General features: G+C 75.7%; 10 protein-coding genes. 2 read left to right on the plus strand and 8 right to left on the minus strand.

Going from position 1 to position 12,122, the window contains the following annotated elements:
* Positions 1-14: 14 nt before the first annotated feature.
* From IE109_RS24045 to IE109_RS24070, 6 genes are all read right to left on the minus strand, one after another.
* The gene (locus IE109_RS24045; protein WP_189553177.1) at positions 15-1,514 is read right to left on the minus strand and encodes a penicillin-binding transpeptidase domain-containing protein; all 1,500 of its coding nucleotides are present in this window, start codon (positions 1,512-1,514) and stop codon (positions 15-17) included.
* Positions 1,511-2,890, minus strand: a complete 1,380-nt coding sequence (locus IE109_RS24050; RefSeq protein WP_189553179.1) for an FtsW/RodA/SpoVE family cell cycle protein — start codon at positions 2,888-2,890, stop codon at positions 1,511-1,513. The genes IE109_RS24045 and IE109_RS24050 overlap by 4 nt, the downstream gene beginning before the upstream one ends.
* Positions 2,891-3,240: 350 nt before the next feature.
* Positions 3,241-4,560, minus strand: a complete 1,320-nt coding sequence (locus tag IE109_RS24055) for an ATP-binding protein (protein ID WP_189553181.1) — start codon at positions 4,558-4,560, stop codon at positions 3,241-3,243.
* On the minus strand, positions 4,560-5,273 hold the full coding sequence (locus tag IE109_RS24060) for a hypothetical protein (protein WP_373297764.1): 714 nt from the start codon (positions 5,271-5,273) through the stop codon (positions 4,560-4,562). The genes IE109_RS24055 and IE109_RS24060 overlap by 1 nt, the downstream gene beginning before the upstream one ends.
* Before the next feature lie 251 nt (positions 5,274-5,524).
* The gene (locus IE109_RS24065) at positions 5,525-5,770 is read right to left on the minus strand and encodes a zinc-ribbon domain-containing protein (RefSeq protein WP_189553183.1); all 246 of its coding nucleotides are present in this window, start codon (positions 5,768-5,770) and stop codon (positions 5,525-5,527) included.
* Positions 5,771-5,784: 14 nt separating this feature from the next.
* Positions 5,785-7,980, minus strand: coding sequence for a PBS lyase (locus IE109_RS24070; RefSeq protein WP_189553185.1), 2,196 nt, complete (start codon positions 7,978-7,980; stop codon positions 5,785-5,787).
* Positions 7,981-8,217: 237 nt separating this feature from the next.
* Between IE109_RS24070 and IE109_RS24075 the strand changes: the two genes are divergently transcribed.
* Complete coding sequence (locus IE109_RS24075; protein WP_189553187.1) at positions 8,218-9,018, plus strand: nuclease-related domain-containing protein; 801 nt, start codon at positions 8,218-8,220, stop codon at positions 9,016-9,018.
* Positions 9,019-9,082: 64 nt separating this feature from the next.
* Here IE109_RS24075 and IE109_RS24080 read toward each other — a convergent pair whose 3' ends face one another.
* Together IE109_RS24080 and ligD are read right to left on the minus strand one after the other, a co-directional pair.
* Entirely contained in the window at positions 9,083-9,997 is a 915-nt protein-coding gene (locus IE109_RS24080) for an ATP-dependent DNA ligase (RefSeq protein ID WP_229891482.1), read from the minus strand.
* Positions 9,994-10,878: a non-homologous end-joining DNA ligase gene (ligD, locus tag IE109_RS24085; RefSeq protein ID WP_189553189.1), complete on the minus strand. Its 885-nt coding sequence runs from the start codon at positions 10,876-10,878 to the stop codon at positions 9,994-9,996. The genes IE109_RS24080 and ligD overlap by 4 nt, the downstream gene beginning before the upstream one ends.
* A gap of 40 nt (positions 10,879-10,918) precedes the next feature.
* Here ligD and ku point away from each other — a divergent pair, with 40 nt between their 5' ends.
* Positions 10,919-11,935, plus strand: a complete 1,017-nt coding sequence (ku, locus tag IE109_RS24090) for a non-homologous end joining protein Ku (protein ID WP_189553191.1) — start codon at positions 10,919-10,921, stop codon at positions 11,933-11,935.
* The last annotated feature ends 187 nt before the right edge of the window (positions 11,936-12,122 follow it).

Genomic DNA, 12,122 nt, shown 5'->3' on the forward strand with positions numbered 1-12,122 from the left:
CCGCCCCGGTCGCCTCACCAACCGCCCGCCCCGGGGCCCCCGGCGCCGCGCCGCTCCTCCTCCCGCAGCGCCTCCTCCATCACCGAACGGGCGATCGGGGCCGCGCTGCCGCCGCCGCTGATGTCCTCCCGGTTGGCCGAGGCGTCCTCCACGACCACCGCCACAGCCACCGCCGGACGGCCCGTGCCCTCCGCCTGCGCCCAGCCGATGAACCAGGCGTACGGCGTACCGGCGTTGCCCACGCCGTGCTGCGCCGTGCCGGTCTTGCCGCCGACCCGCGCGCCCGCGATGGCCGCCTTGCTGCCCGAGCCGCCGTCGACGACGTCCACCATCAGCTGCTGGAGCCGCAGCGCGGTCGGCGGCAGCATGGCCTGCCGGTAGGTGCGGCGGACGTGCTGCGCCACGGTGTCGCCGTCGGAGGTCGTCGTCCGGTCCACCAGGTGCGGCTGGGCGATCTCGCCGCCGTTGGCGACCGCCGCGGCGACCATCGCCATCTGGAGCGGGGTGGCCCTGGTGTCGTACTGGCCGATGGCCGAGAGCGCGAGCCGGTCCGTGGTCATGCCGTTGTCGAAGTTGGAGCGGGCCACGACCGAAGGCACCCGCAGCGAGTCGTCGTTGAAGCCGAATCGCGTCACCGCGTCGAGCATCCCGGCGGCCCCCACCCGCACCCCGAGGTGGGCCATCACGGTGTTGCACGACCAGCGGATGGCGTACGCCAGCGAGGCGTTGCCGCACCCCTTCGCCTCGTTGGGCAGCACGGTCCGGGTGCCCGGCAGGAGGTACGGCTCGGGGGCGCCGGTCGGGGCGTCGACGTCCGTGACGATCCCGGCGTCCATCGCGGCGGCCGCGGTCACGATCTTGAACGTGGAGCCGGGCGGATAGGTCTGCCGCAGGGCCCGGTTGAGCATCGGCTGGTCGGGCGCCGCGTTGAGCCGGTCCCACGCCGCGGCCACCGCGCGGCCGGTCCCGGACAGCAGGCCGGGGTCGTACGACGGGCTGCTCACCAGCGCCAGGATGCGACCGCTGGACGGTTCGAGGGCGGCGACCGCGCCGCGCCGGCCGCCGAGTCCCTCGTACGCGACGCGCTGGAGCGACTCGCGGATCGTGGTGACGACGTTCCCGCCCGGCGGCCGGGTCCGGCTGAGGTCGTGCCAGAAGGGCAGGAGCGCGAGCGTGGGGCTCGTACCGGACAGGACCGCGTCCTCGGCGTGCTCCAGCAGCGTGGTCCCGTACGTCTGCGAGGCGTGCCCGGTCACCGGGGCGTACAGCGGTCCGTCGGTGTACGTGCGCTCGTGGCGCAGCTGCTCACCGGTGTCCTTGGAGCCGGTGACCGGCGTGCCGTCGACGACGATGTCGCCGCGCGGTTCGGCGTACCGCGCCATGACGGGACGCCGGTTGGCCGGGTTCTTGTCCAGCGACGCGGCCTCGAAGACCTGGACGCGGGCGGCGTTCACCAGCAGGGCGGCCAGCAGGAGCAGACACAGGAGGGCGGCGTGCCGGATGCAGGGGATCACCGGACCTCCGTGGTGACGGGCAGGATGGCGCCGGGTTCGACGCCCACGGGTTCGGGGACGCGGGCGGAGTCGCTGACGCGGATCAGGAGCGCCACGATGATCCAGTTGGTGACGACCGAGGAGCCGCCCTGCGCGAGGAACGGCATGGCCATGCCGGTCAGTGGGATCAGGCCCATGACCCCGCCGGCGATGACGAACACCTGGAGCGCCGGGATGGAGGAGAGGCCCGTCGCCAGGAGCCTGCCGAACGGGTCGCGCAGCGCGAGGCCGGTACGGAAACCGCGGGCCACGAGCAGGGCGTAGAGCAGGAAGACGGCCGTCAGCCCGGCCAGGCCCAGCTCCTCGCCGGCGGTCGCCAGGATGAAGTCCGACTTGGCGGCGAAACCGATCAGGACGGAGTCGCCGAGCCCCAGGCCCGTGCCGAGCACCCCGCCGGCGGCGAAGGCGAACAGCGACTGGGCGAGCTGGCCGGGGCCCCGGCCGGCCTCGATGGAGGCGAACGGGTGGAGCCAGTCCTCGACCCGGCCGTGGACGTGCGGTTCGAGGCCGCCCACCACGAACGCCCCGGCCGCCGCCAGCAGCAGCCCGACGGCCACCCAGCCGGTACGGCCGGTGGCCACGTACAGCAGGATCACGAACAGCCCGAAGAACAGCAGCGAGGTGCCGAGGTCCCGCTCCAGCACCAGGACCCCCACGCTCACCAGCCAGATCGCGACGATCGGCCCGAGGACCCGCCCGGTGGGCAGCTGCACGCCCCAGACGCGGCGGCCGGTGTACGCGAGGGCGTGCCGGTTGGCGGCGAGGTACGCGGCGAAGAAGACGGCCAGCAGGATCTTGGCGAACTCGCCGGGCTGGAACGAGAAGCCGCCGAGCCGGATCCAGATCTTCGCGCCGTTGACGGCCGGGAAGAAGATCGGCACCAGCAGCAACAGCAGGGCGGCGGCGACCGACACGTACGCGTAGCCCTGCAAGGTCCGGTGGTCGCGCAGCAGGACGACCACCGCGATGAAGAGCGCGACGCCGAGGGTGGACCACACCAGCTGGGTGGGCGCGGCGTGGTCGGCGGGGGTCTCCAGGTCGAGCCGGTAGATGAGCACCAGACCGAGGCCGTTGAGCAGGACCGCGATGGGCAGCAGGAGCGGATCGGCGTACGGGGCGCGGAGGCGGACCGCCAGGTGCGCGAGCAGCGCGAGGAACCCGAGCCCGGCGCCGTACGCGGCGGCGTCCGGCGGGACGGCGCCGTTGCGCGCCAGGCCGACGTCGACGTACCCGAGCACGGAGATGAGGACGCCCCCGATGAGGAGCGACAGCTCCACCCCCCGGCGCTTGTGCAGACGCACCCCGGGCGGCGGGGCGTCGGCCCTCGTTGCGGTCATGCACGGCAACGTAGCAAGCGGTGGGGCGTATGTCCCTTATGTCAGACCTGACACGGTCCGCCGACGTACCCCCGGGGCGGGCCCTCCCACCGCCCCGTATCCGACGCACCACCGGGCGCGCCGTGAGGGCTCCCCGGCCAGGGCGTGAGGCCGCCGGCCCCGGGGAGGCCGGGCCCGGAGGCCCCGCCCCTCCCACCCACGGGCATGCCCCGCCGGTGCGGCCACCGCGCCGCCGGGCACCGTGGACGGGGCGCCGCCCCGGTCCCGTCGTGCCCACCCGTCCCGCCCGAGCGGGACGACTGCCCCCAACGAGCTCCGGCGGGGCGACCGGCCACGACGGGGGCGGGGCGTCAGGTGGGGGCGGGGCCGCCGGGGCCCGGGGCGGCGTCCCGGCGCTCGGCGTACTCCGTGCACTCCGCGCCCCCGGTGTACTCGGCCAGCGTCAGGCGGGCCTCCGCGCCGCCGTCGGGGGCGTTGCCGAAGCGCAGCTCCGCGCCGATGACCGACGCCTGGCCCGCCGCGATGGTCAGGCCCAGGCCGTGGCCCTTGCTGCCGCTCTCCGTGCGGAACCGCTGCGGACCGTGCTCCAGGAGGTACTCCGGATACCCCGGCCCGTGGTCGCGGACCGTCAGCACCGGGCCGTCCACCGTCAGCGTGACCGGCGCCCGGCCGTGCTTGTGGGCGTTGGCCACCAGGTTCCCCAGCACCCGCTCCAGGCGCCGTTTGTCGGTCTCGACCCGGGCGTCCCGCGGGATCCGCACCTCCGTGTCGGTGCCCGACGCCCGCACCACCCGACGCGCCAGCGGGCCGAGCTCGTGCACATCGAGGTCCACCTTCTCGGTACGCGTGTCCAGGCGCGAGATCTCCAGGAGGTCCTCGGTGAGCGCCCGCATCGCCTTCACCCGGTCCCGGACCAGCTCGGCGGGCCGTCCCGGCGGCAGCAGCTCGGCCGCCGCCGACAGCCCGGTCAGCGGCGTGCGCAGCTCGTGCGCCACGTCCGCGGTGAAGCGCTGCTCGCTCAGCAGTTTGCCCTGGAGGCTGGACGCCATCGTGTCCAGGGCGCCCGACACCGTCGCGACCTCGTCCTCCGGGTGGGCCGGGTCCCGGGTGCGCGGGTCGTTGACCCGCGCGTCCAGGTCGCCCGCGCTGATCCGCCGTGCCACCTGCGCCGTCAGGTGCAGCCGCCGGGTCACCCGGGTCACCGCGAACGAGCCGACCAGCAGCGTCGCCCCGATGGCCAGGACGGAGGAGCCCACGATCGCCTTGTCCAGGCCGCTGATCGTGCCCGCGCTCAACGAGTAGTCCACGCGCACCGCCAGCGCCCGGCCGTCGGCGGGGCCCGCCGCCCACATGGCGGGCCGCCCCGCCGGGTCGTCGGCGACCACCGTGCCGCGCTGGCCCCGGACCGCCATGGCCCGCAGCGCGGCCGGCATGCCAGCGGGGTCGACGCCCGCGTACGGCGGCAGCGGCTCGCCCGCCTCGTACGCGCGCGTCACCTCCTCCAGGCGGCCCAGCGCCTTCTCGCGCGCCGTGTCCACCGTCTGCCGGGTCACCGACACGTGCACCAGCGCGCCCAGCAGTGCGGCCAGCGCACAGCACATCACCGTGATAAAGACCCCGGCCTTCCAGGTCAGGGTCGCCATCCAGGCCGGCGGCCGGGGGCGCCGCATCACGCACCGCCCGAGGGGGAGGGGGAGCCCTGCCCCGGCGGCACCGGCTTCACGCGCACGATCTCGTCCCGCGTCGGCAGCAGCGACCGCTGCTGGGCGTCCCACGACCAGGCGGTGCGGTACTCGTAGCCGGGGATGCCCGCGGACACCACCCGTACGACCAGGTCGCGTCCGGCGAGCTGCACGCCCACCACCTGGTCGACGGTCGACATGATCCGCGTCAGGCCGCCCTTCTCGGGCATGTAGACGCGCAGGCCGGTCTGCTGGTCGGGCATGCGGATGCCGACGACCAGCTCGTCCTTGCCGTCCCCGGTGAGGTCCCGGTAGTACGGGGTCATCACCGGGCACTGCCTCGGCCGGCTGCCGCACGCGCGGATCCGCGCGGCCGTCTCCTGGTACATGCCGTCGGGACCGGTGTACTCGTCGGGGTTCGCCGCCACCTCGGCCTGTACGACCGCGACCGGGTCGACGCGGTGGGCGTCGTCGCCGGGGGCCACGACGCCGGGCACCCGCGCGGTGTCGCTCTCGCCGTAGTCGTACGGCGGGGCCGTGACCGGCGGCATGTCGGGCCACAGCCGGACGGGCCCGACGGCCGTGGGCGTGGGGCCCGCGCTCCGGAGCTCACCCGCGTTGCCGCACCCCGCCAGCAGCAGCGCGGTCACGGCCGCGCCGGGCAGCAGTGCCGCGTACACGGCCGGGCGGTGCGGGCTCACGGTGCTCCTGTCTGTGCGGCGCCGGCGCCGCGGGGCGGCGGGTGGTCGTCGCGTCAACCTTATTCGGACGGAAGTCCCTTTTGTCGACCAGACCCGTCCGCCCCCACGCACCGCCGGCCACACACCCAGCCCGCCGCCCGCCCGCCACCCCCACCGCCGGCCGCCCGTCGCCCGCGCCGCGCGCACGCGCCCGTCACCCCCGTCACGCGCCGCGTCACCGCACGCGCCCGTCACCCCCGTCGCGCGCCGCGTCACCGCGCGCGCGTGCCGCCCGACAGCATCCGGTCGGCCTGGTCCCGGGTGACCCGCTGCTCCGCGCCGCAGAACGCGCACTGCGTCATGTACGACGTGGACACCGGGAACAGCGGCACGAAGAACAGCGTGAACTTGGTGGTCTTCTTCCGCAGCACGTGCGCGGCGGAGTTGCCGCACCGGCCGCACACCAGCGTCAGCACCGCCAACTGCCGGAGGTACCCCTTCATCCCGAAGATGATCATTCGGTGCTCTCCTCTCAGCGGTGGCCCAGCGCCCGCCGGCACAGCGCCAGCAGCTTCTCGTCGTGGTGCACGTCGTGGGCGCCCGAGGTGCCCTCCGACACGTTGTGCCGGCGCGCGCGGGCCAGCTCCGCCCGCAGCAGCGGGGCCGCCTCCGCAGGGACGTACCCCAGCTCCGCGAGGCACCCGGCGATCTCCACGCGCGTGTGCCGGTTCTCCTTCCAGGTTCCCACCAGCACCGGCCCCGCCTCCCGCACCTCACCGGTCACCCGGCACAGCGCCACGGCCGCGTCCACCCGCAGCCACACCCCCGGCGCCGCCAGGCAGGCCCGCAGCTCCGGCACCGCCGTCCCGGCCGCCCGCCCCATCGCGCCCACCGCCCAGGCCGCCCCCCGGCGGTCCGCCGCGTCCGGCGCCAGCAGCAGGCCGCGCAGCCGTGGCAGCACGGCACCGGCGTCGCCCTCCACCGCCCACAGCGCGCGCGCCGCCGACGTCGCTACCGCGACCGAGCGGTCGTCCAGCAGCGCCCGGAGGTCACCCGCCGCCCCGGCCGCCAACGGCCCGAATGCGGCCAGCGCCCGCAGGGACGCCTCCATCACCCACTCGCGGCGGAACGCCGGCGCGCCGCGCAGCACCCGCAGCACCTCGGGCAGCGCCTCCGAGGCGCCCGGACGCGCCAGCGCCACCAGCAGCGGGCCGGCCTCCTCGCCGAGACGCTCGTCCAGCGGCAGCGCACCGAGCCGGCGCCGCAGCGCGGGCACCAGCGGCGCGGCGGCCTCGCCCAGATGGGTGATCGCGTAGCCGAGCCGGCCGTCCAGGCCCGGCTGCTCCAGGGCGCGGGCGAGCGCCGGCACCGCCCGCGCGTCACCGGTACGGGTGAGCGCGAGCAGCGCGCCGCCCGTCCCGGTCCGGCAGCCCGTCCGCTCCGGCGCCCAGGGGACCGGGTCGGCCGCCACCCGGGCCGCCAGGGCGTCCGCCGCCGGGCGGGCCACCTCGAACAGGCCCTCCAGCCAGCCGGTGGCCGCCTCGCGCAGCCGGGGCTCGGGGTCGTCCAGCTGCGCCCCGACGAGCCGCACCACCTCGTCGTACGCCCCCCGCCAGGTACGCACCAGGCCGCCGCACATCCACACCGCGTCCGCCCGCTGGTCCCGGTCGGGGCTGCGCAGCTGGGCGGTGACGAGCGCGATCCGGTCCGCCACCCGGTCGTCCAGGGCGCTGTGCAGGGTCCGCAGCAGGTCGTCGGCCCAGGCCGAGCCCCGCCCGGCCCGCTGCTCCTCGCGCAGCTCCCGCAGCCGGCCCACCAGGATGGGCGAGCCGGGCCGTGGTTCGGCAGCGTCCGGCAGGTCGGGCGGCGCGTCCGGCAGCTCGGTCAGCTCCGCGAGGACGGCCAGGTCGGTGAGGTCGGGGCGGCCCGCGACGGCGGCCAGATCCTCCAGGCCGCCCAGGGGCGCCGCCCGCCCGCCGCGCCGCCCCGGTGCCTCGCGCAGCTGGTCCAGCAGGTCCGTCACCGTCACCACGACGTCCCGGGGGAGCCGGGCCGGGGCGCACCGGGCCAGTTGCGCGAGGGCGGCGAGGCGCAGGGCGGGGTCCTGGGCGGCGTCGGTGAGCCAGCCGAGCCAGTCGGCGATCTCGTCCCGCAGCGACTCGTACCGCAGGGCGATCCGACCCACGGCCTCCACCAGCGCGAGCCGCACCTCGGTGTCCGTCTCGGTGGTCAGCCGTTCGCGCAGCAGGACCAGTACCCGCGCGGGGTCCCGGTGCAGCGAGGCGAGCGCGCCCGGGGCCGCGAGGCGCACCTCCCGGTCCGCGTCCCCGACGAGCGCGAGGAACACGTCGGCGCCGGCGGCGACGGCGGCGGCCGCCATCGCGTAGTTCGCGGCGTCCTCGAACTCCTCGTCCTCCGGGTCGAGTTCGTCCAGCTCGTCGTCGCCGCCCAGGTCGATGCCGCCGATGCTGGTCAGCAGCTCGACGACGCACCCGCGGTCCCGGACCTCCGGCCGGGCCACCAGCTCCAGCAGGAAGGGGATGCAGGCCAGCGTCGAGTCGTACACGTCGCCCTGGTGGTGCACCGTCCCGTACATGCCGTCGAGCGCGACCTCGCGCTCCACCGGATCGGGAGAGGCGAGCCCGCGCAGCAGGCCGGGCACGTCGCCGGCCGGACCGTGGGCATGACCCAGCGAGGCCCAGTCGACCTCGTCGATCCCCGTGAACATGCCGTCCCTCCCCGCGAAACACTGCACTTGGGGGCAATAGTGCACCACACCGCCGAGGGTGGTGCCCCGGCAATCGGACACGCTCCGGCACGGTCGCCCACCCCGCTCCTGCCCGCCTCCCGCCCTCGTAAGGCCCGTTCCGGTCCTCTCGCGAGCCGTCGTCGTCCGCCCCCGTGAGGCTCCTCGTCTTGCTCCCGCGAGGTCGGGCTGTTCCCATGGGCGTGGGGGTGATGGGGCATGAGCGCGCTGCGCGTCACACCGGCCCGCCGGGGAGGCCGCGACCGGCTGTGGGTCAGCCTGCCGGACGGCCGGAGCGTCGCCTGGTACGACCCGGCCGGTAACCGGATCAGCCTGCTGTCCGAGGGGTACGAGGACGAGGTGCTGGACGCGCTCGCGCCCTATGTCACCGGCAGGGTCACCGTCGGCCCGCCGCCCGTCCCCACCGCCTCCGAGCTGGCCCGTCTGGCCCTGCACCCGGACGACGACCTGGCCCCCAACCGCCCCGGCGAGGTCCTGCGCGGCGTGCTCGACGGGCTCGTCCGGCACCGCTTCGCGCGCCCCGACCCGCGGCCGGCGGAGCTGGCGGCCCAGCAGCGGGTGGGCGACGCGCTCGACGGGCTGGAGGGGGCGGGCTGGCGGGTCCTGCACTGTGTGCCCCTGCCGGGCGCCGCTCGGATCGACCACCTGGCGATCGGCCCGGCCGGGGTGTTCGTGGTGCGTACGGTCGCGGCGCGCGGCCGGCGGGTGCGGATCGCCGACCCGGTGGTCGCCGTCGGCCGCGCGGAGCCGCAGCCGCACCTGCGCCGGCTGCGCCAGGCCGCCGACCGGGCCGCGCACGTGCTGGCCACCGGCGTGCGGCCGGTCCTCGCGGTCGCCGGTCCGGGGCGGCTGGAGGTGCCGCGCGGCCCCGACGGCGTGACCGTGCTGAGGGACGGCGAGATCCCGTCCCTCGGGCGTCTGGGCGGGGTACTGAAACCGGCGGAGGTGGACTCCTTGTACGCGGCGGCCCGCGACCGCCGGACGTGGCTGGCGGCGTAGGGACTCCCGCGCGGCGGACGTCCGGCGGACCTCGGGGGCGGGCGCCCGGCCGCGAGGGCACGGCCTAGGGGCCGCGCGGCTCGTCCTTCAGCCGCAGCACGGTCGTCACGGTGTGCCGGGTGGTGCCGGTGGCGACCTCGGCCGTCAGGTCCGGCGGTACGGACCGGTAGGGCACCTCGCCGAGGCCGACGGCCGTCGCGGTGCCCGGCGCGCCGGGCGTCAGCGCGGCGAGGGCGACCCCCGCGCGGGCGCGCAGGGCGGGTGTCAGGGGGCTGGAGACCACCGGGGTGTCGTCGTCGGGCAGGACCAGCACCAGGGAGGAGGGCCGCTGCCTGCTGCCGGTGAAGCCCACCACGACCGCGTCCCGGGTGTCGGTGTGCCGGAGCTTGCGCCACGCGCGCGTGCCCGCCTTGTAGGGCTGGTCCAGGCGCTTGACGACCAGCCCCTCCACACCGATCTCCGGCAGCGTCTCGTACCAGGTCGCGGCGAGCTCCGGGTCGGTGGTCATCGGGACGGGCTGGATGGGCGGGCCCAGGTCCGCGAGCAGCTCCACCAGCCGTTCGCGGCGCACCGCGTACCGCCGTGGGCGCAGGTCGGTGCCGCCGGCCGCGAGGACGTCGAAGGCGGCGTACGAGGCGGGCAGCCGCGCGGCGAGCCCCGGCGCCCGGCCGGGGGTGGCGGCGGCCCGGCCCTGCACGGCGGCGAAGTCGATGCGCCCCTCGCGCCAGACGACGACCTCGCCGTCCAGCACCGTGCCGTCCGGCAGTTCCCGGGCGGCGGCGGCCAGGTCGGGGAACGCGGCGGTGACGATCCGTCCCGAGCGGGCCTGGAGGACGACCCCGTCGCCGTCCCGGAAGACCACCATCCGGTGGCCGTCGAACTTGGGCTCGTACGCGAGTCCCGGCTCGCGCGGCAGTGTGCCCACCGTCCGCGCGAGGGCGACCCTCAGCGGCGGTCGCAGGGCCGGTCCCGGTGTCACGGCAGCCGCCCGGCCAGGTCCGGGTCCAGCAGGGGCGCCAGCAGGTCGCCGTGGTCCCGGAGGCGGGGGGCCATGTCCGCCATGAGGAACGTGAGCCGCGCCGGGTCGCCGCAGGACTCGACCTCCTCCCAGGTCACCGGCGCGGAGGCGGCCGGTTCGCGGCGGGCGCGCAGGGTGTAGGGGGCGGCGGTGGTCTTGGCGGCGTTGTTCTGGCTGTGGTCCACGAACACCTTGCCCGGCCGCAGCGCCTTGGTCATCCGGTGCACGACCAGCGCGGGGAGCTCCGCCTCGGCCTCGACGGCGAGCCGCTTCGCGTACGCCTGGACCCGCTCGGAGGGGGCCGGTTCCAGCGGCACGTACAGGTGCAGGCCCTTGGCGCCGGACGTCTTGGCGTACGCCTCCAGCCCGTCCGCCGCGAGGCGCTCCCGCAGCCAGAGCGCGACCTCGCAGCACTCGACGACGGTCGCGGGCGGCCCGGGGTCCAGGTCGAGGACCAGCCGGTCGGCGAGGGCGGGGGCGCCGGCCAGCCACTGGGGAGTGTGGAGCTCCACGACCAGGTTCGCCGCCCACATCAGGGACGGCAGGTCCTGGACGAGCACTTGGCGGGCGGTGGCGTCCTCCGACCGGGGGACGGAGACCGTTTTCACCCAGGAGGGTGTGCCGGGCGGCGGGTTCTTGGTGAAGAACAGCTGGCCGTCGGGCCCGTCGGGGTAGCGGAGGAACGACAGGGGGCGGTCCAGCAGGTGGGGGAGGAGGCAGGGCGCGACGGTCGCGTAGTAGTGCAGGATCTCGCCCTTGGTGGTCCCGGTGGCGGGATGGATGACCTTCTCCAGGTTGCTGAGCGCCAGGCGCCGCCCCTCCACCTCCGTGATCGGCGTCATACGATGAGAATCCCACGAATCAGGACGAAAGGGATGAAACGTGCGATCCATCTGGAATGGCGCCATCTCATTCGGTCTGGTCAGCATCCCCATCAAGCTGGTGAACGCGACCGAGAACCGGTCGATCTCCTTCCGGCAGATCCACACGGAGGACGGCGGCCGGATCCGCTACCGCAAGGTGTGCGAGCTGGACGGCGAGGAGGTGTCGTCGGACGAGATCGGCAAGGCGTACGAGGAGGCCGACGGGACCATGATCCCGATCACCGACGAGGACCTGGCCTCCCTGCCGCTGCCGACCGCGAAGACGATCGAGATCGTCGCGTTCGTCCCGGCGGCGCAGATCGACCCGTTGCAGATCGACACGGCGTACTACCTGTCGGCCAACGGTGTGCCGGCCGCGAAGCCCTACACGCTGCTGCGGGAGGCGCTCAAGCGCAGCGAGCGGGTCGCGATCGCGAAGTTCGCGCTGCGCGGGCGCGAGCGGCTGGGGATGCTGCGGGTCGTCGACGACGTCATCGCCATGCACGGGCTGCTGTGGCCGGACGAGATCCGCCGCCCCGAGGGCGTCGCCCCGGACACCTCCGTGACGGTCCGCGAGGCCGAACTGGACCTGGCGGACGCACTGATGGACACCCTCGGCGAGGTCGACATCGAGTCGCTGCACGACGACTACCGGACGGCGGTGGAGGAGATGATCGCCGCGAAGGCGGAGGGCACCGAGGTCGCGGCGCCCAGGGAGGAACGGCCAGGCGGCCAGGTCATCGACCTGATGGCGGCGCTGGAGAGCAGCGTCCGGGCGGCCCGGGAGGCCCGCGGCGAGGGCGAACCCGAGGCACAGGTGCACGAGCTGTCGGGCCGCAAGAAGACCGCCGCCGCCCGCAGCGCGCCCAAGGAGAGCGGTACGAAGAAGTCCACGGCCAAGACGGCCGCGAAGAAGGCGGCGCCGGCCCGCAAGTCCACCTCCAAGTCCGCTGCGGGCGGCAAGGCGGCGGAGAAGAAGACCACCGCGAAGAAGGCCGCCCCCAAGAAGACCCCGCCCCGCAAACGCGCCTCCTGACCCCGAGTCCCCCGCCGCCGCCCCCCCGCTCCCCCCTCCGCCGCCGGCCACCCGCCGGGGCCGCCCCGCCCACCGGGTTCCGGGGCGCCGTGGGGGCGGCCGGATTGGCTACCGTCCGAAGCAGGGGGACCGCGGCGGGGGAACGACCGCCCCGCCGTACCGCCGCCGTGGGCCCTCCGCAGTCGCC

Source organism: Streptomyces lavendofoliae, assembly GCF_014649735.1.
In the GTDB taxonomy this organism is placed as follows: domain Bacteria; phylum Actinomycetota; class Actinomycetes; order Streptomycetales; family Streptomycetaceae; genus Streptomyces; species Streptomyces lavendofoliae.